22 protein-coding genes are annotated in these 25,457 nt (G+C 37.4%); 16 read left to right on the forward strand and 6 right to left on the reverse strand.

Annotated elements, in window-relative coordinates:
* Positions 1 to 121: 121 nt before the first annotated feature.
* Positions 122 to 907 carry a diaminopimelate epimerase gene (gene dapF / locus J1905_RS09685; protein WP_214227431.1) on the forward strand — a complete coding sequence of 262 codons (786 nt, stop codon included), beginning with the start codon at positions 122 to 124 and terminating at the stop codon, positions 905 to 907.
* 6 nt (positions 908 to 913) lie between these two features.
* Here the strand turns inward: dapF and J1905_RS09690 are convergent, their stop codons facing one another.
* Positions 914 to 3,208, reverse strand: a complete 2,295-nt coding sequence (locus tag J1905_RS09690) for a helix-turn-helix domain-containing protein (protein WP_214227085.1) — start codon at positions 3,206 to 3,208, stop codon at positions 914 to 916.
* A gap of 150 nt (positions 3,209 to 3,358) precedes the next feature.
* Between J1905_RS09690 and J1905_RS09695 the strand changes: the two genes are divergently transcribed.
* Together J1905_RS09695 and J1905_RS09700 are read left to right on the forward strand one after the other, a co-directional pair.
* The gene (locus J1905_RS09695; protein WP_214227086.1) at positions 3,359 to 6,166 is read left to right on the forward strand and encodes an outer membrane beta-barrel protein; all 2,808 of its coding nucleotides are present in this window, start codon (positions 3,359 to 3,361) and stop codon (positions 6,164 to 6,166) included.
* Between the two features lie 4 nt (positions 6,167 to 6,170).
* Positions 6,171 to 6,947: a GLPGLI family protein gene (locus J1905_RS09700; RefSeq protein WP_214227087.1), complete on the forward strand. Its 777-nt coding sequence runs from the start codon at positions 6,171 to 6,173 to the stop codon at positions 6,945 to 6,947.
* On the opposite strand, the gene J1905_RS09705 is transcribed toward J1905_RS09700, so the two are convergent.
* From J1905_RS09705 to J1905_RS09715, 3 genes are all read right to left on the reverse strand, one after another.
* Complete coding sequence (locus J1905_RS09705; protein WP_173089855.1) at positions 6,944 to 7,639, reverse strand: response regulator transcription factor; 696 nt, start codon at positions 7,637 to 7,639, stop codon at positions 6,944 to 6,946. The two genes, J1905_RS09700 and J1905_RS09705, sit on opposite strands and share 4 nt — an antisense overlap.
* A gap of 10 nt (positions 7,640 to 7,649) precedes the next feature.
* Positions 7,650 to 9,497, reverse strand: a complete 1,848-nt coding sequence (locus J1905_RS09710) for a sensor histidine kinase (protein ID WP_214227088.1) — start codon at positions 9,495 to 9,497, stop codon at positions 7,650 to 7,652.
* Positions 9,498 to 9,670: 173 nt separating this feature from the next.
* Positions 9,671 to 10,036: a DUF3127 domain-containing protein gene (locus J1905_RS09715; protein ID WP_173089853.1), complete on the reverse strand. Its 366-nt coding sequence runs from the start codon at positions 10,034 to 10,036 to the stop codon at positions 9,671 to 9,673.
* Between the two features lie 72 nt (positions 10,037 to 10,108).
* Between J1905_RS09715 and J1905_RS09720 the strand changes: the two genes are divergently transcribed.
* The 5 genes from J1905_RS09720 (at position 10,109) to J1905_RS09740 (ending at position 14,787) form a co-directional block, all read left to right on the forward strand.
* On the forward strand, positions 10,109 to 11,296 hold the full coding sequence (locus J1905_RS09720) for a THUMP domain-containing class I SAM-dependent RNA methyltransferase (RefSeq protein ID WP_214227089.1): 1,188 nt from the start codon (positions 10,109 to 10,111) through the stop codon (positions 11,294 to 11,296).
* Between the two features lie 4 nt (positions 11,297 to 11,300).
* Complete coding sequence (locus J1905_RS09725) at positions 11,301 to 11,948, forward strand: HD domain-containing protein (protein ID WP_214227090.1); 648 nt, start codon at positions 11,301 to 11,303, stop codon at positions 11,946 to 11,948.
* A 62-nt stretch (positions 11,949 to 12,010) separates the two neighbouring features.
* Positions 12,011 to 13,039, forward strand: a complete 1,029-nt coding sequence (locus J1905_RS09730; RefSeq protein ID WP_214227091.1) for a sensor histidine kinase — start codon at positions 12,011 to 12,013, stop codon at positions 13,037 to 13,039.
* An 84-nt stretch (positions 13,040 to 13,123) separates the two neighbouring features.
* Positions 13,124 to 13,765, forward strand: coding sequence for a DUF47 domain-containing protein (locus tag J1905_RS09735; RefSeq protein WP_108204854.1), 642 nt, complete (start codon positions 13,124 to 13,126; stop codon positions 13,763 to 13,765).
* A gap of 11 nt (positions 13,766 to 13,776) precedes the next feature.
* Positions 13,777 to 14,787: an inorganic phosphate transporter gene (locus J1905_RS09740; RefSeq protein WP_214227092.1), complete on the forward strand. Its 1,011-nt coding sequence runs from the start codon at positions 13,777 to 13,779 to the stop codon at positions 14,785 to 14,787.
* On the opposite strand, the gene J1905_RS09745 is transcribed toward J1905_RS09740, so the two are convergent.
* The gene (locus J1905_RS09745) at positions 14,784 to 15,878 is read right to left on the reverse strand and encodes a hypothetical protein (protein WP_214227093.1); all 1,095 of its coding nucleotides are present in this window, start codon (positions 15,876 to 15,878) and stop codon (positions 14,784 to 14,786) included. The two genes, J1905_RS09740 and J1905_RS09745, sit on opposite strands and share 4 nt — an antisense overlap.
* Positions 15,871 to 16,449 (reverse strand): RNA polymerase sigma factor, encoded by a 579-nt coding sequence (locus tag J1905_RS09750; RefSeq protein WP_214227432.1) that lies wholly within the window; start codon positions 16,447 to 16,449, stop codon positions 15,871 to 15,873. Before J1905_RS09750 ends, J1905_RS09745 begins: the two co-directional genes overlap by 8 nt.
* Before the next feature lie 98 nt (positions 16,450 to 16,547).
* Here J1905_RS09750 and J1905_RS09755 point away from each other — a divergent pair, with 98 nt between their 5' ends.
* The 8 genes from J1905_RS09755 to J1905_RS09790 all read left to right on the forward strand — a co-directional run bounded on the left by J1905_RS09755 (position 16,548) and on the right by J1905_RS09790 (position 25,339).
* Positions 16,548 to 18,506: a vWA domain-containing protein gene (locus tag J1905_RS09755; RefSeq protein WP_214227094.1), complete on the forward strand. Its 1,959-nt coding sequence runs from the start codon at positions 16,548 to 16,550 to the stop codon at positions 18,504 to 18,506.
* Complete coding sequence (locus J1905_RS09760; protein ID WP_214227095.1) at positions 18,493 to 19,227, forward strand: DUF4197 domain-containing protein; 735 nt, start codon at positions 18,493 to 18,495, stop codon at positions 19,225 to 19,227. Before J1905_RS09755 ends, J1905_RS09760 begins: the two co-directional genes overlap by 14 nt.
* A gap of 89 nt (positions 19,228 to 19,316) precedes the next feature.
* Entirely contained in the window at positions 19,317 to 20,162 is an 846-nt protein-coding gene (locus J1905_RS09765) for a M23 family metallopeptidase (RefSeq protein ID WP_214227096.1), read from the forward strand.
* Positions 20,162 to 20,548 carry a bactofilin family protein gene (locus J1905_RS09770; protein WP_214227097.1) on the forward strand — a complete coding sequence of 129 codons (387 nt, stop codon included), beginning with the start codon at positions 20,162 to 20,164 and terminating at the stop codon, positions 20,546 to 20,548. Before J1905_RS09765 ends, J1905_RS09770 begins: the two co-directional genes overlap by 1 nt.
* Before the next feature lie 56 nt (positions 20,549 to 20,604).
* Positions 20,605 to 21,837 carry a DEAD/DEAH box helicase gene (locus tag J1905_RS09775; RefSeq protein WP_214227098.1) on the forward strand — a complete coding sequence of 411 codons (1,233 nt, stop codon included), beginning with the start codon at positions 20,605 to 20,607 and terminating at the stop codon, positions 21,835 to 21,837.
* Positions 21,838 to 21,883: 46 nt separating this feature from the next.
* Positions 21,884 to 23,164 (forward strand): replication-associated recombination protein A, encoded by a 1,281-nt coding sequence (locus J1905_RS09780; protein WP_214227099.1) that lies wholly within the window; start codon positions 21,884 to 21,886, stop codon positions 23,162 to 23,164.
* A gap of 1 nt (position 23,165) precedes the next feature.
* Complete coding sequence (locus J1905_RS09785; protein ID WP_214227100.1) at positions 23,166 to 24,638, forward strand: DUF5687 family protein; 1,473 nt, start codon at positions 23,166 to 23,168, stop codon at positions 24,636 to 24,638.
* Between the two features lie 2 nt (positions 24,639 to 24,640).
* Positions 24,641 to 25,339 (forward strand): ABC transporter ATP-binding protein, encoded by a 699-nt coding sequence (locus J1905_RS09790; RefSeq protein WP_214227101.1) that lies wholly within the window; start codon positions 24,641 to 24,643, stop codon positions 25,337 to 25,339.
* Positions 25,340 to 25,457 lie beyond the last annotated feature (118 nt).

Consider the following 25,457-nt stretch of genomic DNA (forward strand, 5'->3'; position numbering starts at 1 on the left):
ACTTACAAATGCTTTTCTTTTCATTGATTTAATCAAATTTAGTACCATATCAACGATATTTGCATCTGTAATAAGTCACGAATACTGTTAAAAAATGTTAAATGAACATCACCCATTAAAGATGAACACTCACTTCTTCAAATACCAAGGCGCAGGTAACGATTTCATTCTGATTGACAATCGGGATCTTACCTTTAAATATACGGATAACAATGCTGTTTTACAACTATGTAACAGGCGTTTTGGCATTGGAGCAGATGGTTTAATGCTTTTACAGAACCATGCTGATTATGATTTTGAGATGCTTTATTTTAATGCTGATGGCAACCTTGGAAGTATGTGTGGCAACGGAGGCCGATGCATTGTAGCATTTGCCAAACACCTGGGGATAATTGACCAAGAGACTGATTTTTTGGCAGTTGATGGGCCGCACTATGCCAAAATTTCAGAAGAAGGCACTTGGATAGACCTTCAAATGATCGATATAGATACCATCAATAAAGATGGTGATGCTTATGTTCTAAATACAGGCTCTCCGCATTACGTAGCAGAAATGCAAAATTTAAAGGATTACGATGTCTATGAAAATGGCAAAGCCATTAGAAATAATGAGACCTATAAAAAAGAGGGAATCAATGTGAACTTTGTTGAGGACAAAGGTGATCATTTGTTCGTACGTACTTTTGAAAGAGGCGTAGAAGATGAAACTTATGCCTGTGGAACCGGAGTAACTGCCGTTGCACTTTCAATGGCTCAACACAATCATCAAATCGGACACATAGAAACCCCTATTAAAGTACTGGGTGGAGACCTTAAAATCCAGTTCGACTACGATGGCAAACAGTTTACCAACGTATTCTTATGTGGACCAGCCAAACAAGTTTTTGAAGGAGAGATTAGTATTTAACAAATACTATCTCTCTGCAAGATGAGCCGCAACAGCAATCTTAATTTCCCCAAAAGAATAATCTCTACCCAAGTATTCTCTTATTGGATTCATCTGTAGCGTCTTTAATTCTGTTATTGCGTCCAGTATTTTATCCAGCTTTTTTGAGCCAATAATATCTTTTGCTGAGATTTCTTGCTTAGCAACATAATGAGCTAGATGACCCTCAATAGTACCTATTACCATTTTACGTTCAGAGGCTATCTCTGCTATCGTTTTACCCTCTTTTAACAATACAAGCGACAGCTCTTTAGTATCAACTTTAGGCGCCTTTTCAACTTTAGCTTTAGTATTTCCTGATTTTGCTTTAGTAGTTTTAGATTTCTTCTCAGTAAAGTCAAGTGTACCCGTCATAGCAAATACCTTTTCCATTTGAGATGCACGCTTAGCCTGATCAATCAATTCGTTAACATCCTTTTTGGTAAATTCTACCCCATCTATGGTAGCCTTCAATAACGCCGTTGCCTTACTGATCTTCTTTACTTGCTCATAAAACAAGGCTTCCATCTCTAATAGCTCTGTTAAAAAGGCAATCACCTGTTTATCCTGCTTTACCAATTCCATCCGTTCAAAGATTCGTTTAGAGAATCCGGATAGCAGTGGGTTAAAATAGTTCTCAGCAGCAGCAGTCCTTTCTAGCAATGCAGACAACCCCTCCTCAGTTTTAACCTGCGACAAGCGCTGTATTTGCACCAGAAATTTATTAGCATGAGCTTTAACCTCACTCAGATCTTTTAAAAGCTGCGCAGCCCACTTATGATGTTTCTGCTTTGCAGATTTATTGATGTCCTTAGTATAAGAATGTACATGATCATACACATAGTTATCAAGCGGATTCAAATCGAAACACTGTAACAGATAGTTGCGCAAGAACGTATCACTCTCCTCTTTAATTTGCGCTTCCAAGCGAGCGGGCTCTTGCTTATTTCTGGAGAAGAAGGTAACATTTTGATCCTGTCGAATCCCTGAACCTGAAATCAAAGAGGTAAGTATCAAACCATCTAATGACCGAAGACGCGAAAGCGCCACGTAAATTTGTCCGGGTGCAAATGCATTTCCAATATCTATGATCGCCTTTTCAAAAGTTAAACCCTGACTCTTGTGTACTGTAATTGCCCAGGCCAGTTTTAGAGGATACTGAGTAAAAGTACCAGCCAGATCCTCATGTATTTCGCCTGTAATCTTATCAGTAGTATACTTTATATTTTTCCAGGTATATTTCTCAAGAATGATTTTCTCTCTACTCCCCTCAGCCTGTACCTCAATCTGGTCTGGCTTTAATGATGTAACAACCGCTATTTTACCGTTAAAGAAACGCTGTTCTCCGGTAGGATCATTTTTAATGAACATTACCTGAGCACCCACCTTAAGTTCTAAAATATGCTCTGCAGGGTATGAGTACTCACTGAAATCATCTTCAATTTTAGCAACATATAAATACGAGGCCGCCTTTAACTCCTCAAGACTTTGTTTATTCAACGTATCAGCCTTATTGTTGTGGGTAGTTAAAGTGATGTATTTATCATTTATTGATGGCTTAAAATCTGCTTTATAATATCTCTCCAGCAAAGCTACATCCTGTGCAGTTACAGTATTATTCCTTAAATTATTAAGCAGATTTATGAAAACTTCATCAGCCTGCCTGTAAATCTTTTCAAGCTCTATGTATATCGGCGGACTCCTTTGCAATGCAAGTGCATCAAAGAAATAAGCACTTTTATAAAACTGCCCCAGTAAATTCCATTCGTTAGATTTTACCACCGGCGGCAACTGATGCAAATCACCAATAAACAAAACTTGCACCCCACCAAAACTCGCAGAGTTATTTTTTCTGATGTAACGCAAAATCATGTCTATTGCGTCCAGCAAATCTGCACGCAGCATACTTACCTCATCAATAATCAACAGTTCCATATCAATAATCACCTTACGCTTTGCGGCGGTCATGTTTAAATGCCTTACAATAGATTTTGGTGTATTATACTGCTGATTGTAGTGATCTCCGTCGGCATCGGGTTGCTTTGGCAAATAGGTTCCAAAAGGCAACTGAAACAAAGAATGTATAGTAACTCCCGCAGCATTTATCGCAGCAATACCTGTAGGCGCAGCAATAACAGCTTTTTTATGGGTAAGCTCAATTAACTTCCGCAGAAATGTGGTTTTACCTGTCCCCGCCTTTCCAGTCAGGAATATATGTTTAGAAGTATAATTGACAAACCTCGCGGCAAGTTCTGCAGGATTAGCACTCTCAGAATTCGACATGGGCCAAAGTTAACAAGAACTACAGCTTAAACCTAATCGGTAAAAAATGCGTTACAATCAATATTTTAACATTGTTTAACAAACTTTAACAATTCCGTAATTCCATTACTAAACTTTTAGTTATATCTTGTGCTGACAAAAATTCATACTATGAAACTAACCTCTCTAACACTCCTGCTGGTATTTAGCTCGATGTTATTGTTTGCACAAAACCCCTATTCCATAAAAGGGGCTGTAGTAGATACCGCTGCTACCTACAAAATGGTTAATACCACAATAACCGTATTAAACCAAAAAGATTCAACTCTTGTAAAATACACCCGAGCTACTCCCGAAGGGACCTTTTCTTTCAACAATTTAAAGTCAGGGAAGTTTATCCTTATGGTAACCTATCCCGGTTATGCCGATTATATTGAGGATTTTGCCCTAGACTCTGCCAAATCAAGTAAAGATTTTGGAAACATAAATGTAATCCTTAAAGCCACCCTTTTGGAAGGCGTTATCATCAAAGGGAAAGTCGCGGCAATTAAAATTAAGGGCGACACCACTGAATTTAATGCAGGCAGCTATGCAATACAACCCAATTCAAAAGTAGAAGACTTACTAAAACAATTACCCGGCATACAGGTTGATAAAGATGGAAAAATCACTGCTCAGGGACAAACAGTAAATAAAGTATTGGTTGACGGTGAAGAGTTTTTTGGCGATGACCCTACCCTCGTAACCAAAAACCTACGTGCCGATATGGTAGACAAAGTGCAGCTTTATGATAAGAAAAGTGATCAGGCCACATTTACCGGAATTGATGACGGAGAAAAAAACAAAACAATCAATATCAAATTAAAAGAAGACAAGAAAAACGGCTACTTCGGAAAAGTTGAAGGCGGCATAGGCACAGATAAGTTCTATAAAGGACAAGCTATGTTTAATGCATTTAAAGGCAAGCAGAAGTTTTCTGCCTATGGTATTACCGGCAATACCGGTCAAACTGGACTAGGCTGGGGAGACAGAGATAAATACGGAGGTGCATCAAGCAATATGGAATTTTCTGATGATGGCGGAATGATGTTCTTTTCTGGAGGCAATGATGATTTCGAATCATGGGACGGGCAATACAATGGCCAGGGCATCCCTTCTGCTCATAGTGGCGGATTACATTACGAGAACAAATGGGATAGCGATAAACATGCTATTAACTCAAACTACAAGATAGGCTCAATTGGAGTAGAAGGGACAAGAGAAAATCTGACTCAAAACAACCTGCCGGGTGGACTAATCAACAGTAGCTCTAATCAGACTTTTGATAACCTAATGTTCAGGCAGAAAGCCGACGTAACCTATACTATAAAATTGGATTCAACATCAACATTAAAGTTAATGGTTGATGGAACATTAAAAAACAGCAAAACAAGAGAAGATAATATTTCTGCAAGTTTAAGAGGGGATAACACCAAACAAAACACAGGCATGAGGTCGTTAAGTAACGATGGCGACCAACAATTGTTTAACGCAAGTGCCTTTTGGACTAAAAAACTTAAGAAAAAAGGAAGAACACTTTCTGTAAATGTTAAACAGGCAGTAAATGAAAATGACACAAAAGGTTACCTGGATTCAAGAAGTGAGTTCTTTAATGACCAGGGAGTTTCAGATAGCATTTTACTAGTTAATCAATACAAAATCAACAACACCAGTAATTCTTCATTTAACACCAATATGACGTATACTGAGCCTCTTTCTAAAACATTATCTCTAGTTTTAAGCTATGGTCTTGGAATTAACAACAGTAATTCTGATCGTAAATCTTTTAATAAAGGAGCATCTGGCGAATATGATATATTAGACAGACAATTCAGTAACGACTTTGATTTGGATCAACTCTCAAACCAAGGCGGGGCAACATTCAACTTTAAGAAAGACAAGTCAACAATAAATTTCGGCACCAAGGTAAGTACCGTAAGCTTTAGACAATTTGACGCTTATACCGACAAAACCTTCAAAAGAAATTTCATGAACTGGAATCCTCAATTATCTTATCAATACAGGTTCTCTCAGCAAAAATCTCTATATCTAAGTTATTATGGTAATACCAGTCAACCAAGTATAGATCAGATCCAACCGGTTAGGGTAAATACCGATCCATTAAATGAAAGCATTGGTAACCCTAATTTAAAACCATCTTTTAGAAGCAGCATGAACCTATACTACAACTCATACAAGGTATTAAGCGATCAATATATATATGTTAATGGTGGATATTCATTTACAACAAACCCAATAATAAACCACACTACAACTGACAGCCAGGGTAAAAACTTCTATCAGTCCATCAATCTACACGACAAAAGCCCTTATAACTATAACTTTAACTTTGGCGCCAACAAAAAAATTAAAGCTTTAGACATGAGCGTAGGCCTCAACCTTCGCACAAATGGAAATGTCAACTACACACAAGTGAGCGACACTGTTAGAACTGAACTAAACACCAGTAAATCTTATAGCTATTCTGGCGGACTGAACATTTCTAAATACAAAGAAAAGAAATATGATTTCCGAATTTCAGGTGGTCCAAGCTATAACATCATCACTTCTTCTTTGCAAACCAGAAGCAACAACAAAGGGTGGGGATTTCAGGGTGACGCGAGCTTTAACGTATATCTGCCTGGTAAAATACAGATTGGCTCAGATGCCGAGTATCAGTTTACTGCAAAAACTCAAACCTTTGCTCAGGATTTGGAGCGTTTCATCTGGAATGCGTCTATATCTAAGAAATTCTTTAAGCAAGAAAACTTAAGAATTTCACTTTCCGGAAACGATTTACTTAACCAGAATGTAGGCTTCAGCAGATATGCAAATGGCAACATGGTTACTCAAAACAGTTACACAACCATACAAAGATATTTTATGTGCACACTTAGTTGGGACTTTAATAAAATGGGCGGTTCAGCTCCTAAAAAATAAGAATATGAAACAGAAACTTATAATATTCAGCGCTTGCTTACTATTTAATATAAGCAGCCTGTTTGCACAGAATGTAAGATTTGCTACAGATGGCGTAATAGAATTTGAGAAAAGCGCGAACATGTTTGCCATCATGAAGAAACGAGTAGAAAAGAGCTCCAGTACTTTTATGCAACAGGCTTATGAGTCATACAGAAAGAATCAGCCTCAGTTTAGAGTAGTGAAAAGCACCTTAGCTTTTTCAAAAGATAAAACGTTATACAGCCCAATAGCCGAAGAAAGCAGCTCGCGTGGATATTTCTTTAACGACCCTGCAAGCGAACAATACAACACAACATATACAGATCTTGCTTCTGGCATGTTTACTACTCAGAAAAAAGTTTACGAAGAAACCTTTTTAGTAAAAGACACTACAAGAAAAATAAACTGGAAAATAACTAGCGAAATGCGCACAATAGCTGGCTACGAATGTCGTAGAGCAAATGCCATTATCCTTGACTCCATTTACGTGGTGGCCTTTTATACCGATAAAATCCCTGTATCCGGAGGTCCGGAATCATTTACAGGCTTACCTGGGATGATACTTGGCGTTGCACTACCACACGAAAACATAACATGGTTTGCAAAAACAGTAACAGACAAACCTGTAACCGCAAATGAACTTAAGGTGCCAACCAAAGGCAAAGCGACAAACAATAAGAGCTTAAGAGAAACAATTAACGCAGCCCTTAAAGATTGGGGAGATTATGCCCAATCCGCTTTAAAGGCCTTTCTGCTTTAATTTACCAGCAGTTTATAACCCTTACCATGAACATTAAGAATCTCTACCTTAGGGTCTTCCCTAAGGTATTTTCTTAGCTTACTTAAAAACACATCCATACTGCGGCCATTAAAGTAATTATCATCATGCCAAATACTTAATAAGGCTTCCTCTCTGGTAAGAACAGCATTCTTTTTTAAGCATAACAGCTGAAGTAATTCTGCCTCTTTAGTAGAGAGTTTTTGTTGTTGACCTTTATAATCTATCAGCTGAGTGGTATAATCAAAAGTATAATCACCAATTTGAAATAAGGTTTGGGCACTACCCGGCTCAGGCGTGTCTTTTACAGCTACCCTCTTTAATAAGGCATTTATTCTTAATAAAAGCTCTTCAATTCTAAAAGGCTTTGTAATGTAATCATCACCACCAAGATCATAGGCTGATGCCTTATCTTCCATCATTGCTTTAGCTGTAGCGAATATAATAGGTACGTCCTGATTGATCTTTCTAATTTCTTTACCCAGTGTAAATCCATCCTTTTTAGGCATCATCACATCAAGTATACACAAATCGAAATCCTGCTTTGTAAAAGCTTTTAATCCCTCATCGCCATCAACACACAATACAACGTCAAACTTGCCTTTAAGCTGGAGGTAATCCTGTAAGAGAAGTCCCAAATTCGGATCGTCCTCTACCAATAAAATTCTTTTCATGTGTGTGTCGTTAATTTTGGTTTAATGGTAAGCTTATTTCAAATAGAGTTCCCTTATCTTTTTCACTATGCACCTTTATTGTCCCCCCCATCTGGTTAACTATATCTTGCACATAATTTAATCCAAGACCAAAGCCTTTTACATCATGCAGGTTACCTGTTGGAACTCTGTAAAACTGATCAAAAATACGTTTGGTTTGATCTTTAGTCATTCCTATGCCTTCGTCTGAGATTTCTATAATCAGATTTTTGGCTGTATTTCTTGTACTAATATTTATTTTAGGGATTTCTCCGCTATACTTATTTGCGTTATCTACTAAGTTATAAATCACATTAGAAAGATGTAGTTCATCTCCATAAATAGTAGAATTTTCGGCATTAAGATTTAAGTTAACTATTGCATTTCTTTTTTGTAACTGTAGCCCCATGCTATCCACAACCGCAGCAATTATATCATTAAGATTAACCTCATTTTCTTCCAGTTTCAGTTCTTTTTTCTCTAATCTGGCGATGCTTAAAACACGCTCAATGTGATTTCCGAGGCGAACATTTTCATCATATATTATTCCGGCTAATCTACTGATCCTAGCCTTATCCTCAACAATTTCCGGATCTTTGAGCGCCTCGCTGGCAATCATAATTGTAGCCACGGGTGTCTTAAATTCATGGGTCATGTTGTTAATGAAATCTGTTTTCATTTCAGAAATCTTTTTCTGCCTCATTATTGCATAAATGGTATAAGCAAAAATGAAGATCAGTACAAACAACAGAGCTGCTGATGAAGCCATAGTAGCCCACATGTTACTCAGAATTAAAGAATTTTTATCAGGGAAGCTAATGTATAGCATTCCGGGATCTCTAATTACATAATTATAAAGAGTAGCTTTAAATGTATTTTTAGGCAACGCATTGTTGATGTTGTTTACCGCTTTTATATATACCACTGAGTCCTTTTCTGCAAGACTCACCCAAAAATCGTAATTCAAGGTAATGTTTCTATTCAAAAGTTCCTTTTGAATCAATGTATCCAGACTCTCTTTGGAGATCATTTTACTTAAGGGTACATTTGCCTCCCGCATTTCCTGGGCAACATCCTTAACCTGGCTAAAAATATCTGACTCACTCTTTAAAGGAATAGTGTCCGACATCAATCTTGCCATTCCATCCTCATACTTCCTTTTAGCGAGGTTATTTTCGAGCTGAAATTTACGCGCAAGTTCATCGCTTACTGTCGGCACGCTAATGAGGACACTTTTTTCTGTTACAGGGTTCAGGGCATGATACCTAATTGTATCCGGCATCTGATTGGAAGCAATAATAAACGATTTTGTTTCTAACGGAATAGGGACAAAGGTTGATTTGCGTTGCTCCCCGATAAAGTTTCCGTATGCATCTAGCCCAACATTCACATCTAAATGTATAGGTGACTTTAAAGGATTATTCAAATCAGAAGCGGCAAGGTATTCTGCCTCAGTAATCAGTATTGGATCGAGATAGGACTTTTTAATCTCTAAATCATTCTGATTTAAGTCAGCAACAATTAATTTACGCTGCTCAAGCAATCGCTTTTGTTCCTGATCTTTAAAGTGTTCTTTAAATTCAACCAACAGTTCTGCCTGATTTCGTACCTCAGCCTCACGATCTCGTTCTAATTGCTTATCTCTTTTGTTAATATAAAGAGCGGCTGTTCGCTTCTGAACTTTATTAACCACGCTATTAAGTGCCTGATTTACATCCTGTTCAAAAAGTTGAGATTTAAGATTATAAGCCTCCCTTATATAATACAACTGCATTACAAACACCCCAAGCAAAGCTATGGTCATAAGGACGGTGATTAACCAAAGGCTTCTTTTCTTCATATTGAATATTCAAAATTAACGAAGCATTAATAGAAACGCTTTAATTTAACAAATTTTAACAGTCAAAACAGGCAGCAAGGCTAAGTTTATACCTTTAAAATTACAACATCAAAAAAAATGCCGCCCTAATTTAGGACGGCACGGTGGTCAATTTGTTTATTTAAAAAAGATCTTTAGAAAGGAAGATCATCTTCCTCGCCCGGTGCACTGCTTAAATCAGCAGGCGGAGCATATGCTGGAGTAGATGCTGCTGCGCTATTTGTTAACGCATTGATACGCCATACTACTAAACTGTTAAAATAAGATGTTTTTCCGGCTTTATCAGTCCACGGACGACCACGTAAGTTAAATGCTACTTCTACATCATCTCCTGGTTTTAAGCTATCAAATAAAGCTGTTTTATCTTGTAAAGCCTCAAACCTGATGTATTCAGGATAGGTAGGGTTTTCTGCATATTCTATGATAAGGTCGCGTTTCTTAAAAGTCTCACTCACCTGCTGTAATGCACCAATTTCATGCACTTTTCCTTTTAATTCCATAACAAATACTATTTTATTCTACTACGAAGTTCAAATCTCTATATTTTTATTGATAACTTCGTACAATTAATTATGCAAGTTTTCCACACAAAAAGTAAGGTTATCATAACCTGCAATAAGCGCCTGTCGCCGTATTTGCTAGAAGAAGTTAAAGCCCTTGGCTATGACGTAGTAAGGGATTTCCCTACAGGCCTAGAATTGGACATCACTTTATCTGAATGTATTCGATTAAATTTGAATTTAAGGTGCGCCAGCCAGATTTTATATTGCTTAAAGAGCTTTAAGGCCGGAAACCCGGAAGAGCTTTACCGCGAAATGGTTGACATGCCATGGGAGGAATTAATTGATTTCTCAGGTTATTTTTCTGTTACCTCAAATGTTGATAACCCAACTATTACTACTCCACTTTTTGCTAATTTAAAAGTAAAAGATGCAATAGTTGATCGCATTAAAGACAAAAAAGGTATCCGTCCTAATTCAGGTTCTGATGCCAATAAAGCTGTGGTACATTTATACTGGAAAGATAACGACGCAGATATATTTATTGATACTTCAGGCGAAACGCTAGCTAAACATGGTTATCGTAAAATTCCGGGCAAAGCACCAATGTTAGAAGCCCTTGCTGCCGCAACAGTATTGAGTACAAAATGGGATCAAAAATCTCCTTTTGTGAACCCAATGTGCGGTTCAGGAACACTAGCCATTGAAGCCGCTTTAATTGCCACAAACCGCAGACCAGGCTTGTTTCGTATGAACTATGGCTTTATGCACATCATAGGATACGACGAGCAAGTGTTTTTTAATGAAAGAAGAATCTTAAAAGATCAGGTAATAAAAAATGTTGACTTACAGATTATCGCTACCGACATCTCTGAAGATGCAGTAGATGTAAGTCGCAAAAATGCAAAAACTGCAGGTGTAGACACCATGATCACTTTCGAAGTTTGTGATTTCGCTGAAACACAAGTCCCAGAAGGCGGCAAAGGTGTAGTAGTATTTAATCCGGAGTATGGTGAGCGTTTAGGAGTACACTCTAAGTTAGAATCAACCTACAAACGTATGGGTGATTTTATGAAACAAGAATGCAAAGGGTATTTTGGATACATCTTTACAGGAAACCCAGATCTTGCAAAAAAAATCGGTCTAAAAGCTACCAGAAAAATAGAATTCTATAACGGAAAACTAGATTGTCGTATGCTTGAGTATGAATTGTACGACGGCACAAGAAGACCTGAAGGCGAAAGACCAACTAAGGACTAAGCCTATGAATCCGATAATTGAGAAAACTATTCAATTTGTTAAGGAAACATTAGCAGGTGCAGAAGCCGGACACGATTGGTTCCATATTGAACGTGTTTACAAAACTGCCTTAACAATTAATGCCCAAGAAAAAGGCGATGAATTAATTATTGCACTGGCTGCTTTGCTGCATGATATTGCTGATCCTAAATTTAACAATGGTGATGAGGAAATTGGTCCGCGTATAGCCGGTGATTTCCTTAAAAGTATCAATGTCGATTCAACAATCATTGAACACGTAAAACAGATTATTATAAACCTAAGCTACAAAGCTAGCTTAGGTACTGTTACTTTTCATTCGAAAGAGTTAGATATTGTTCAGGATGCCGACAGGCTTGATGCCATTGGTGCCATCGGAATTGCCCGAGCTTTTACATATGGTGGCTACAAAAATCGTGTGCTTTACGACCCCGAGATTAAGCCTAACCTGAATATGAGTAAAGAAGAATATAAAAATAGTACCGGACCTACCGTTAACCATTTTTACGAAAAACTATTATTACTCAAGGACTTAATGAAAACTCCTTCTGGAAAAAATATCGCTCAGCAGCGTCATAATTTCATGCAGGAATACCTCGATCAGTTTTATGCTGAATGGGACGGAATAAAGTAAAATAATTGTAAATTGCCTTCACCCTGTAAGCGCTCTATCTTACAGTTAATTTGAACAATAAAATGAAATTAAGTGTATTAGTTTTAATTGCAGCTTTGGCTGTTGGGATCTCAATCGGTCTTGTAAATTTCTACTTTCAGCATAGCTGGTACTTTATGCTGATGTCTTTCGGCGTTTCCTTTTTAACATGTTTTATTGTTTTTTATTATTTGCTCGAAAAATACATTTACTCTAAAATAGTACTTATATATAAGTTAATTCACAACCTAAAATTAGGCAAGGATCTTAAAGATGCATTAGGCGAATATGTAAGTTCCGACCCAATTAATGATGTTGAGCAAGAGGTTAAAGAATGGGCTGGTGCAAAAAAACGTGAAATTGATATTTTAAAGAAACAAGAACAATTCAGAAGAGAATTCCTTTCGAATGTTTCGCATGAATTTAAAACACCTCTTTTCGCTATACAAGGTTACATAGACACTTTACAGGATTGCCTGGTTGACGATCCCGAAATGGCCGAAAAGTTTTTAAAAAAGGCAGGGAAAAATGTTGAAAGGTTAAGCTACTTAATAAATGACCTCGACTCAATATCTAAATTAGAAACCGGAGAAATTCCGATCAATTACGAGAAGTTTGATTTTGTTTTATTAGCAAAGGAAGTAATGGATGTTCTGGAAGACAAAGCAAAAATCAGAGAGATTACCTTGTCTTTTAAAGAAAAATACACCCATCCGGCTTTTGTAAACGCCGATAGAGAAAAAATCAGACAGGTAATGATAAACCTGATCCAGAATTCACTAAAGTATGGTAAAGAGCATGGAGGCTCAACTGCAATAAAAATCTTTGAGCTTCATGACCAGTATTTAATTGAAGTAACTGATGATGGAATAGGCATTGACGAAAAACATCTGCCTCGCCTATTTGAGCGTTTTTATAGAATTGATTCGCACAGATCAAGAGAAGAAGGTGGAACCGGGCTTGGTTTAGCTATTGTAAAACATATACTGGAAGCTCACCAGCAAATCATTTCTGTAAGAAGCACGTTACAGATTGGGACCACATTTGCCTTTACACTTCAAAAGGTTGGCTAGCCATAATTACCTTAGTTAAAAAAACTTAACACTTAACATTAACTTAACATTGTACTCATACTTTTGTATCATATTTTATAAAAGATGAATAGTATTTTTAAGTTCTTCACCCCTAAAGACAAAAAGTTCCAACCGCTATTTGAACAAGCTGGAAGTAATATATTGAAAATTTCTGAAGCTCTATTGCTTGCTTTAACGGCAACTGATATGGAAAAAAGAAAAGAATATATTAAGGAAGTTGAACGCTTAGAGCACGTAGGTGATGATATTACTCACTCAATTTTCCTTGAGCTTAGTAAAAATTTTATCACTCCGTTTGACAGGGAAGACATCCATGCATTGGCTAGTGCTGTAGATGATATCGCAGATTACATCCATGCTTCGGCAAGTAACATTGAATTATACAATGTGAAAAACATTGGTGATGCAATGATCAAACTTGCAGAACTATTAGTGGAAATGTGTACCGACTTAGATAAAGCAATCAAAGAATTAAGAAGTTTTAAGAATATTCGTGTTATCGCTGATGCCTGTGTAAGGATCAACAGTGGCGAGAATCAGGCTGATTATGTTTGTAATTTAGCAATTGCCCGTTTGTTCGAATTTGAAACCAACGCAATTGAACTGATCAAACAAAAAGAGGTTCTTCAAACCCTTGAAATGGCTACTGATAAATGTGAAGATGCGGCTAATGTGCTGGAATCTATTTTGGTAAAGAACGCTTAAACCTTCAAAAAATGGTAACTACCTTATTGGTTGTTGTAATCATCCTGGCAATAGGATTTGATTATATTAATGGCTTTCACGATGCGGCAAACTCAATTGCTACCATCGTTTCTACAAAAGTGCTTTCTCCTTTTCAGGCAGTGCTATGGGCAGCAGTATTCAACTTTGCTGCTTACTTTTATTTCACAGATCATAAAGTGGCTAACACTATAGCTAAAACTGTAGTTAGCGATTTCATAACACTTGAAGTTATCCTGGCTGGTCTTACAGCTGCTATTACCTGGAACCTTTTTACATGGTGGTTTGGTATCCCTTCAAGTTCATCACACACCCTAATTGGTGGTTTTGCGGGAGCCGGAATGGCAAAGGCCGCTACCGTAGGTGCTGGTGTAATGTCAGCAATTAACCTTGCTCCTATTTTAAAAGTTGTGGCTTTTATTGTTCTGGCACCGGTAATTGGTATGATAATCTCAGTTATTATTTCGATTATCATTTTACACATATCCAAAAATGCCAGGCCTTCTGTAGCAGAGAAATGGTTTAAAAGATTACAACTGATATCTTCTGCTGCCTTAAGCTTTACCCACGGCGGTAATGATGCTCAAAAAGTAATGGGTATTATTTATGTATCGATGGTTGCGGCGAAAGTAATAAACGACGGGGATGTGATGCCTGAATGGGTTCCTATTTCTTGTTACGCTGCAATTGCATTAGGTACCATGAGTGGTGGCTGGAAAATTGTTAAAACCATGGGTTCTAAAATCACTAAAGTAAATGCCTTTGAAGGTGTAGCTGCAGAATCTGCGGGTGCGGTAACCTTGGGTATTACTGAGCATTTTGGTATTCCTGTTTCTACTACCCACACCATTACAGGTTCAATTGTAGGTGTTGGTTTATTAAAAAGGGTATCAGCAGTACGTTGGGGAGTTACAGTTAGCTTACTATGGGCATGGGTTTTAACCATCCCGGTTTCTGCAACACTAGCCGCAATTGTTTACGGCATAATACACTTGTTTTTCTAGAATTCTATTAGAATAGATACATTAGGGTTTCCTGTTTCAGGCACAATCCATTTGGAGCCATCCCTTATTAAGCGGATGGCTTCTTTATTATATTTCTCATTGATACCGTTTACTACAGTAATATTTCTCGGCTTGCCGTTCTTAACAGTAAACTTAAGCTCAACAGATTTACCAATCTTTGCTTCTTTATTGAAACGGTTTTCCTTTTCCAGATATGCTTTAAATTCGGCCCAGCCTATCGCCGGAGCAGAAGCTGCTTCAATATTCAACCCTGCTACTTTACCTTGGAGCAATTGTTCTACATTGGCAACCGGAACATCCTGTGCTTCGTTACCACTAACAACAACTGCTTTCTTATTTTGCTTCTGATAACCTCTAACCGCAACCTCATTCAATGCTTTTCCCTCTTCCGTTACGTTCACATTCGTATCACTTACCTCTTTTGCTATTGATGCCGGAGCTGCCAGTACACTTATCGCTTCAGTAGCTCTGGCATCTGCTCTTTCAGCAGGCACACTTCTCACTCTTAATTTTGAATTAGCAGCGTAAGCATTAGTTTTTAAGTCCTTTATCGCCTTATCAATTTCTGTGGGCACTTGATCTGAGGCTTGAGTTCCTATTGCCCCTTTATCAGCTTCGGAAACAGCTTTTTCAGTAGTTTTAGCTTTTACGGCAGCTATTGCATCTGCATTTTTAATTACGGTATCATCATCAGCTTTTGGTGCAATATTTATATCAATCTTTTTATGTTGTTTAGATGCCATCTCCTGATAGTTCACCTGTTTCATCCAGAAAATAATTCCAACAGAGATAAATATCACCGCCGCTGTAGCTGCAATACTTAAACGTTGCCACGTAATTACTGTTGTTTTCTTAGTAGAATTATGCTCAGCAACACGATCGTGTAATTGTTTTTGGAGTAATGATAGTGATTCAAGAGATCGCTTAGGCGACATACTTAAACCAGCCAATGCTTCTGCTACAAAAGGATCTTCGAGCGCTTCACGCTCAACCCTGTTCATAGTTTTTGCATCAAGCTTACCATCAAGATAATCTTCTAAAACTGCTATATCTAACCAATCGTTATTCACCACTATTCTTTTCTATACAAATTTTTAAGTTCCTTTTACCGTTCTGTATATAGCTCTTAACTTTTAGCATTTCATAACCGGTAATATCTGCTACTTCCTTATAACATTTCTCTTGCAAATAGAACAAGTCTACACTCACACGCTGTTCTTCTGGCAGTGTTTCCATACACTTTTCCATAACGGTTAGCTTCGTCTCTTTTGTATCATCAATATCAAGATGCACAAAATCTGTGTTTTCCACAAAAGTATCTTCTAATGAAACGGTTGTATTTTTTGAATTCTTGCGTAAAGCCATTAAACAGTGGTTACGAGACAAAACATGTAACCAGCTTTTAAAGTTTTGAACTTCGTGAAGTTTAAGCTTTAGAACCAATTCTTCAAAGATCTGCATTACTGCATCTTTGCTCTGTTCCTCATCTTTCAAATAATTTAAACAAACCCCAAATACAAGGTGCATGTATTTGTTATAAAGAACACCCAATGCTTCCAGATCGCCGCTCTGCTTGTAGCGTGCAATTAAAGCAGCATCGTCCTGCTCCTGTATTCTGGCATTATTCTTTATGAACTTCAAAGGGCTTTTCAGGTATAAATTTCTCAAGTATAAAAATATTTTTCGAGACTGTTATGGAAATTCTTTATTGTACACATCATCAGAACAAATTAAAGATTATGAAAAAGTTATGGCTACCCTTAATTGTTGTCTTGTTACTTACTTCGTTCAAGGCAGCTGAAGTTCCTGTTAAAACGATTACTGGAACGGTAACAGAAAAGAAAACCGGAGCTCCATTAAAAGGTGTGCTCATCACCTCATTGCCCGATCAGAAAAGTACAACAACTGACAAGCAGGGGAAATATAAAATAACGGTTTCAAAAGAATCGACAACACTCATTTTTACTTACATTGGATTTGAGTCTGCAAAGCTTAAAATCAATGGCAAGGTAGTAAACGTAGCTCTCGAGGAAAATAAAAAAACAATTAATGAGGTTGTTATTAATGCCGATCAGATACAAAGAGATGAAGTCCCAATTCCTGAGTCATTTACTGTTAGGGGTAAGATGGTCCAAAATGTTGCGGTAGCCAATGGGCAACAAATGCTACAAGGCAAGGTTTCAGGGATTAACATAGTATCAAATGAAAAGGCATACATTATAAATCAGCCCACTGAAAGCGAAAGCTATGCTTCAATAAATGAAAACCAATTCAAAATAGCTTTAAAAAATCCACTTTCAACCTTTTCTATCGATGTAGATGCTGCCTCTTACTCCAACGTCCGCAGGTTCATTAACAATGGTGGATTGCCTCCTGCTGATGCAGTAAGGATAGAGGAAATGATCAACTACTTTGATTACGATTATCCTCAGCCAAAAGGAAAAGATCCTATTAATATTGTCACCGAGATAGCAGATGCCCCTTGGAACACCAGCCATAAACTGGTTAAAATAGGCTTACAGGGTCGTAAAATTTCTACAGAAAAACTACCTGCTTCAAATTTGGTATTCCTTATCGATGTATCCGGATCGATGAATCAAGCTAATAAACTTCCGCTACTTGTTTCATCTTTTAAACTGTTAACTGAACAACTAAGATCATCAGACAAAGTAGCTATTGTGGTATATGCAGGCACTTCAGGCTTAGTACTGCCTTCAACTTCAGGCGATCAAAAGACCAAGATTAAAGATGCTTTAGATAAGCTAAGTGCAGGAGGATCTACCGCAGGTGGAGAAGGTATAGAACTGGCTTACAAAGTGGCGTCTGAAAACTTCATCAAAGGAGGAAATAATAGAGTGATCTTAGCTACAGATGGAGACTTTAACGTCGGCTCATCGAGCGATGAGGACATGGAAAAGTTAATTGAAAAAAAACGCAAAAGTGGGGTATTTCTAACCACTCTAGGCTATGGAATGGGAAATTACAAGGATAGTAAAATGGAAGTTCTTGCCAACAAAGGCAATGGAAATTATGCTTACATCGACAATATCACAGAAGCAAGAAAAGTTTTGGTAAATGAATTCGGCGGAACCCTGTTTACTATTGCAAAAGATGTAAAACTGCAAATAGAATTCAATCCATCGAAAGTACAATCCTACAGATTAATTGGCTACGAAAACCGCATGCTAAAAGCAAGAGACTTTAATGATGACCAAAAGGATGCAGGCGAGCTTGGGTCTGGCCACACTGTAACTGCTCTATATGAAATAATACCGGTTGGCGTAAAGAGTGTCTTTTCTGGCAGTGTGGATGATTTAAAATACCAAAGTAATAATAAGCCTGTTATAATGGGAAATAATAAAGAGCTTCTAACTGTTAAACTTCGTTATAAACAACCTGATGGTAATGTGAGCAAGTTAATTGAACAACCGATAATTGACAGCAGGATTCCTTTCGATAAAACAACTAACAACTTTAGGTTTAGTGCTGCCGTTGCTGAATTTGGAATGTTATTAAGACAGTCGAATTTCCGTCAGCATTCAAGTTTTGATCAGGTTATTCGCAATGCGCAGAATGCCGTCGGCACTGACAATGAAGGCTATCGATCTGAATTCATCAAATTAGCTAAATCTGCCAAATTATTGGCTAAAGATTTGCTAAGTTTGGAGGATAAGACAGCATTAAATGAAAAAAACTAAAATTTATCTGATAGCATTAGTAGCAGTAACATTCAGTAGTTGTGATGTACAAAGCCAGGCTCAAATAGGAAAAATATTAAACCAGGTTCAAACCGGCGGCACACCAACAACTTCTGAAATGGGTTTGGGAATTAAGCAAGCTTTAGAATTAGGCACTTCGCGTGGTGCAGATTTACTTTCTGCAAAGGATGGTTTTTTAGGTAACATGGCTGTTAAAATTCTTTTCCCTCCGGAGGCACAAAAGGTAGAGAAAACCTTACGTAGCATTGGCTTAGGTTCTCTAGCAGATAATGTAATTACCAGCCTAAACCGTGCAGCTGAAGATGCAGCTAAAGAGGCTAAGCCAATTTTCGTATCTGCCATAAAACAGATGACAATTGCTGATGCCACAAATATTTTACTTGGCAGTAAAGATGCAGCAACTAATTATTTTAAAAGGGTAACTACAGACCAGCTAATGGAAAAATTTAAACCTGTTATAACAGCGAGTTTGAGTAAGGTAGGCGCTACAAAATATTGGAGTGATGCTGCTGGTCAGTATAATAAAATTCCTTTGGTTAAACCAGTTTCAGCAGACCTTTCGTCCTATGTAGCACAAAAAGCTATTGATGGAATGTTTATACAGGTAGCTCAGGAAGAATTAAAAATCAGAGACAATCTTGGGGCAAGATCTACCCCATTATTACAGAAAGTTTTCGGCTACGCGGATAAGAAAAAATAGCACTAACATCCTCGCCATTTTGTACGGATGCTTTATATAAAGCTGAAAATGATATCTTTGCAGCCGTACAAATTTTAAATTCTTAAATTATGGCAAGGAAGAAGGATAGAACAACCATCATCTTTGTAAACAACAATCAAAACTCAAATAAGCCTATACAGGTTCCAAGCAGCTATATAGTTCACTGGAAAAAATATGTATTTGCACTGTTGGGTACCTTTGTTTTTTTACTAGGAATGATAGTCTATCTGTCATACAATATGACATTAGTTGAATCATCAAAAGAGCTCCTGAGCAAACAATTACAGGAGACTAAAAAAGTATCTAAAACCTCTACCGCGTTAGATACTTCGGCGTTAAAAAAGCATTACGAATCAATCGACAAGAAGTTACTTACTATAAATAAATTTCTGAAAGCACGAGGAATAAAAACTATTCCTAAAAATGAAGGAGGAGAGGGTAATTCCGACCTGCTGTCCGTTGATGAAATAGGTAAATTCTATGAAGCTTATCTGAATAAAATGATTGATTATGTTGCCTTTACTCCAATAGGCTATCCTCATTTTGGCGCAATCACCTCTGGTTATGGACATCGTGAGAATCCCTTCTCTGGTCAAAACATTGAAACACACAAAGGATTAGATTTTAAAGGAAAGCAAGGTGAGATAGTTAAAAGTACCGCCAGCGGAAAAGTAACTTATGCCGGCCGCAGAGGTGGGTACGGGAATTGCATAGTAATCAACCATGGCAATGGCTTTGAAACTTACTATGGTCATTTGTCAAGAATATTAATTAGCCAGGGTGAGCAGGTAAAAGCAGGTGAGAACATTGGAAAAATTGGTTCTACAGGCAGATCCACGGGCCCACACTTACATTACGAAATCCATAAAAACGGTAAAGTAATCAATCCCAGATCTTTTTTAACACTCGAATAATGTTCAAGAAAACTAAACAGACTCAGTTACCCGATATTAATCAACAGGAAATTTCGACATTAATTGGCGATGGCTTTGTGCTAAACGGAGAGCTTACAGGTGCATCGGTAATAAGAATTGACGGAAAAGTAACCGGAAATGTAAAAACCGGAAACGGCATTATTCTTGGTGAGAAGGGCATAATTATAGGTGATATTGAAACTACCTCCGCAATTATTTACGGAACGGTTAACGGGAAAGTAAAGGTTAACCAACTTGAAATAAAAAAAACCGGAAAAGTAAATGGTGACATTAAAACTGAAACACTCGAAATAGAATTAGGCGCTCAATACAACGGAAATCTGGAGATGAAAAAGCTAATCCAGGTTGAAGAGAAAACCGTTTGATGTGTGACGGAAAAAGGTTACTTTTATACAGATAATGCAAACAACATAAAAGTATATTGGATTTTAAAGATTTTAATTTTAACCCTGACTTATTTGAAGGGTTATCGGCAATGGGTTTTCGTGACGCCACACCTATCCAGCAACAGGCAATTCCACTAATTTTAAGTAAAAAAGATTTAATTGCCTGTGCACAAACGGGAACTGGAAAAACCGGGGCCTACCTTTTGCCAATCATGAATATGATTGCAGCAACTGAAGAACGTCACAACAATACTTTGATTCTTGCTCCTACAAGAGAGCTTGCCCAGCAAATAGACTTGCAGGTTGAAGCACTTTCCTATTTTACAAACATCAGCTCTTTAACTGTCTATGGTGGTGGTGATGGGATTGCTTATGAGCAACAAAAAAGATCGATGCGTGATGGGGTTGATATTATTATTGCCACCCCTGGCCGCTTAATTTCTCACCTCTCGTCAGGTGTTTTAAAGTTAGATCAATTGCAGCATCTTGTATTGGATGAAGCAGACAGAATGCTTGATATGGGCTTTTATGATGACATCATGCGCATCGTAAGCTATTTACCTGAACAAAGACAGACAGTAATGTTTTCTGCAACCATGCCTCCAAAAATTAGGAAGCTGGCAGGAACGCTACTGAAACATCCTGAACAAATTAACATAGCACTTTCTAAGCCCGCCGAAGGAATATCACAACAGGTTTATCTTATTCATGATGAACAAAAAGTGCCTTTGCTTACTGCTATTCTAAAAACCGATGAATTTAAAAGCATCATTGTTTTTGCATCGACTAAAGAAAAGGTAAAAAATCTGGGTAAAGTTTTCCGAAATCTGGGACTTAAAGCTGAAGCTTTTCATTCTGATCTTGGTCAAAAAGAAAGAGAGAGTATATTACTGAAGTTTAAAAACAGACAGCTCCCTATAATTATTGGTACGGATGTTTTAAGTCGTGGTATTGATGTAGAGGGAATTGATTTGGTAATCAACTTTGATGTGCCTCATGATGCAGAAGACTATGTACACCGCATTGGCAGAACTGCAAGGGCAGCTACTAAAGGGACTGCTATTACATTGGTTAACAATAGAGATAAGCGCAAACTAGCCAGTATAGAAAAGCTAATTGAAAAACAAATTGAAAGAATGCCTTTACCCGAACATCTGGGAGAAGCACCTCTTGAAACAGCTGCTGATTCTTCAGAAAAACCTGTAAATAGTGCTAAACCAAAACGTAAATTCTGGAAGAAAAAGCTCGCTAAAAAGACGGGATCGTAGTATAAAACTATGATATTTTAAACCGGGGTTTTGTATCTTTACTTTTATGCAAAACCTCCCTCCTTTAGCTGAACGCATGCGTCCACAAAATCTGGACGAATATGTCGGCCAGAAACATTTAGTAGGGCCTGATGCTGTGCTAAGAAAGGCCATACAAAGCGGGCAGCTTCCCTCAATGATTTTTTGGGGACCTCCGGGTGTTGGTAAAACTACCCTTGCTTATATTATTTCTCAAACACTTGATCGTCCGTTTTTTAATCTAAGTGCTATAAATTCAGGAGTAAAAGACATTAGAGACGTTATAGATAGAGCCGCCCAGCTTAAAAACAGTTTAATGGGCTTACCCATTTTGTTTATTGATGAGATTCATCGGTTTAGCAAATCACAACAAGATAGCTTGCTTGGAGCGGTTGAGCGTGGCCTGGTAACTTTAATAGGTGCTACAACCGAAAACCCTTCTTTCGAGGTAATCTCCGCTTTACTTTCCAGATGTCAGGTTTATATTTTGAAAGCATTAGATGAAACTGAACTTTCCGGACTATTACAAACTGCCATTAAAAAGGATGTTGTTTTAAAAGAAAAGAAAATCACTATTAAGGAACATGAAGCATTAATCAGGTTATCCGGTGGAGACGCCAGAAAGTTGTTAAATGTTTTAGAGATTGCTGTAAATGGAATTGGAGGTGATAAACTGACCTTGAATAATGAAAACGTTTTGGCTCATGCCCAACAGAATCTTGCATTATATGACAAGGCTGGGGAACAACATTATGATATCATATCGGCTTTTATTAAATCCATACGAGGTAGTGATCCTAACGCGGCTGTCTATTGGTTGGCAAGAATGATTGAGGGCGGAGAAGACCCCTTATTTATTGCCAGAAGATTATTAATCCTTTCATCTGAAGACATAGGTAATGCCAATCCAAATGCATTGTTACTGGCAAACAATTGTTTCCAGGCAGTAAATGTGATCGGGTATCCTGAGTCCAGGATTATTCTCTCTCAGGCGGTTACTTACCTGGCATCTTCTGCAAAAAGCAATGCCTCTTACGAAGCAATAAACAGCGCACAGGCTTTGGTGAGACAAACAGGTAATCTGCCTGTCCCACTACATATAAGGAATGCACCAACCAAGCTCATGAAGAACATTGGTTATGGTAAAGACTATGAATATTCGCATGCTTATGAAGGAAACTTTTCTGCCCAGGAATACCTTCCTGAGGAAATAAGTGGCACTAAACTATATGACCCGGGGAAGAATCCCGCAGAGGAAAAGTTAAGAGAAAAATTAAAACAGAACTGGAAAAACAAATACAATTATTAATATGCTCATCACTTTTCTAAGTCACCAATGGAAGGCCTTTTGGCGCTCAAAGAACAAAGGAGGCTCCATTGCTGCACAAATCTTTATTGGCCTTATTCTGCTTTATTTACTTGCTGTAGCAGTTTTAGTTGGGCTTAGCCTCGAGATTTTGATTGAGAAATCATTTCCCGGAAAGGATGTATTGGTGGTATTTAATGGCTTCATTCTATATTATTTTGCAATTGAAATGATCATGAGACTGCAGTTGCAGGACTTACCTACATTGAGTATCATCCCTTATCTGCATCTTAAAATTCCGAAACAAACCATTGTTAACTTCTTAAATGTAAGGGCGCTATTTTCTGCATTCAACATCTTACCATTATTTATATTTATTCCCTTTTGCGTTACGGCAATCGCTGATATTTATGGGTCATTTACAGCCATAAAGTATATTGTCGCAATTATTTCACTTACAATTTTTAATAATTACACTGCGCTTTACGTAAAGAGATTAAGCATATCTAATTTAAAAGTGGTTCCGATATTGCTTGCGTTGATTTTCACTCTTGGACTCCTGGAGTATTTCAAGGTATTTTCAATTGCAGCAATATCAAATAACGTATTTAACATCATTTCTATACATCCATTAGCAGCATTAGGGTTTGGTTTAATTGCCCTCATCATGTTTCTGATAAACTCCAAATATCTTCGCATGAATCTCTATACTGAGGAACTTAGCAGAAATGAGGAGAAAAAAACCAGCACAGACTACCCTATCCTTGGTCGTTTTGGGGAGATAGGAAACTTGGTTGCTTTAGAGCTAAAACTAATTCTGAGACATAAAAGAACCCGTTCAAGTATCATTATGTGTGTAATCTTCGTTTTTTATGGCTTTCTTTTTTATAAGAAAGACTTTTTGAAAAATGACAATTTCGCTGCCATGCTATTTGCCGCAGTTTTTATGACCGGGAGTCTTATCAGTATTTATGGTCAATTTATGTTCGGCTGGCAAGCCGCTCATTTTGATGGGTTGTTAGTTAACAAAATCGACTTTAGAAAATTCATTAAAGCCAAGTTTCTACTATTCACCATCATGTCAACTTTTACCACATTGATTATAAGTCTATATGGTTTTATCAGTTGGAAGATATTGGCCGTACAGTTTGCTGCATATCTATACAATATTGGCATAGGCACCATAATAGTATTATATTTTGCAACTAGAAATTACCGAGCAATAGACTTAACCAAAGCCGCCACGTTTAATTTCCAAGGTGTTGGCGCCAGTCAGTGGGTATTAGGCTTACCCTATTTTTTACTGCCTTACATAATTTTTATGCCTTTCTCTTTTGCAGGCCTGCCGTATTGGGGACTTATTGCTTTAGGGGCATTGGGTGGCGCAGCACTTTTAACCCGAGAATTTTGGGTAACCTTTTTACTGAATCAGTTTAACAAAAGAAAATATAACATTGCCGAAGGCTTTAGAGAATAATCATGATGCTAGAAATTTCAAATCTTAAAAAAGTATACGGAAGCAAAACCGTTGTAAATATTGAGGAATTACAGATCAATGCAGGAGAGACTATTGGCTTGGTTGGAAATAACGGTGCAGGAAAAACAACGTTGTTTAGGATGTTGCTCGATTTGATCCGTCCTAATACCGGACAAATTTTATCTAAAGGAGAAAATGTAGCAAAACATGATAAGTGGAAAGATTATACCGCCTCCTATCTTGATGAAGGTTTCCTGATAGATTACCTAACAGCTGAGGAGTATTTCACTTTCATAGGTGGCTTACACAACTTTAGTCCGGCTCATGTAATGGATTATTTAACTCAGTATACTGAGTTCTTTAATGATGAGATTTTGAATAAGGGTAAATATATTCGTGATTTTTCAAAAGGCAATCAGAATAAAATCGGCATTGCCGCGGCGCTTATGCAAAATCCGGAGCTACTGATACTGGATGAGCCTTTTGCTAATCTTGATCCGACTACTCAAATCAGATTAAAAGCTTTGATTAAGAATTTAAAGCAGGAACATAAAATGACGACCTTAATATCCAGTCATGATTTAAACCACGTTACAGATGTGTGTGACAGGATTGTTCTTTTAGAAAAGGGCTTAGTAATTAAAGATTTTCTTACTGATGAAAACACATTGAAAGAATTAGAAGAATATTTTTCAGAATAACACTTGATTGTACTGAATTGTAGTCGCTTTCATACAAATTAAAATACGAAGTTGTCCTTTTGTAACATTTACGTTGGTTAAAATTGGTGATACGAGACAATAAAAACAGGAAAAAATA

The organism is Pedobacter sp. B4-66, from assembly GCF_018492665.1.
In the GTDB taxonomy this organism is placed as follows: domain Bacteria; phylum Bacteroidota; class Bacteroidia; order Sphingobacteriales; family Sphingobacteriaceae; genus Pedobacter.

Bases quoted from the DNA above. Each gene is read 5' to 3' on its own strand.
- dapF (WP_214227431.1), top strand. From the start codon at position 122: ATGAACACTCACTTCTTCAAATACCAAGGCGCAGGTAACGATTTCATT.
- J1905_RS09690 (WP_214227085.1), bottom strand. From the start codon at position 3,208: ATGTCGAATTCTGAGAGTGCTAATCCTGCAGAACTTGCCGCGAGGTTT.
- J1905_RS09695 (WP_214227086.1), top strand. From the start codon at position 3,359: ATGAAACTAACCTCTCTAACACTCCTGCTGGTATTTAGCTCGATGTTA.
- J1905_RS09700 (WP_214227087.1), top strand. From the start codon at position 6,171: ATGAAACAGAAACTTATAATATTCAGCGCTTGCTTACTATTTAATATA.
- J1905_RS09705 (WP_173089855.1), bottom strand. From the start codon at position 7,639: ATGAAAAGAATTTTATTGGTAGAGGACGATCCGAATTTGGGACTTCTC.
- J1905_RS09710 (WP_214227088.1), bottom strand. From the start codon at position 9,497: ATGAAGAAAAGAAGCCTTTGGTTAATCACCGTCCTTATGACCATAGCT.
- J1905_RS09715 (WP_173089853.1), bottom strand. From the start codon at position 10,036: ATGGAATTAAAAGGAAAAGTGCATGAAATTGGTGCATTACAGCAGGTG.
- J1905_RS09720 (WP_214227089.1), top strand. From the start codon at position 10,109: ATGCAAGTTTTCCACACAAAAAGTAAGGTTATCATAACCTGCAATAAG.
- J1905_RS09725 (WP_214227090.1), top strand. From the start codon at position 11,301: ATGAATCCGATAATTGAGAAAACTATTCAATTTGTTAAGGAAACATTA.
- J1905_RS09730 (WP_214227091.1), top strand. From the start codon at position 12,011: ATGAAATTAAGTGTATTAGTTTTAATTGCAGCTTTGGCTGTTGGGATC.
- J1905_RS09735 (WP_108204854.1), top strand. From the start codon at position 13,124: ATGAATAGTATTTTTAAGTTCTTCACCCCTAAAGACAAAAAGTTCCAA.
- J1905_RS09740 (WP_214227092.1), top strand. From the start codon at position 13,777: ATGGTAACTACCTTATTGGTTGTTGTAATCATCCTGGCAATAGGATTT.
- J1905_RS09755 (WP_214227094.1), top strand. From the start codon at position 16,548: ATGAAAAAGTTATGGCTACCCTTAATTGTTGTCTTGTTACTTACTTCG.
- J1905_RS09760 (WP_214227095.1), top strand. From the start codon at position 18,493: ATGAAAAAAACTAAAATTTATCTGATAGCATTAGTAGCAGTAACATTC.
- J1905_RS09765 (WP_214227096.1), top strand. From the start codon at position 19,317: ATGGCAAGGAAGAAGGATAGAACAACCATCATCTTTGTAAACAACAAT.
- J1905_RS09770 (WP_214227097.1), top strand. From the start codon at position 20,162: ATGTTCAAGAAAACTAAACAGACTCAGTTACCCGATATTAATCAACAG.
- J1905_RS09780 (WP_214227099.1), top strand. From the start codon at position 21,884: ATGCAAAACCTCCCTCCTTTAGCTGAACGCATGCGTCCACAAAATCTG.
- J1905_RS09785 (WP_214227100.1), top strand. From the start codon at position 23,166: ATGCTCATCACTTTTCTAAGTCACCAATGGAAGGCCTTTTGGCGCTCA.
- J1905_RS09790 (WP_214227101.1), top strand. From the start codon at position 24,641: ATGATGCTAGAAATTTCAAATCTTAAAAAAGTATACGGAAGCAAAACC.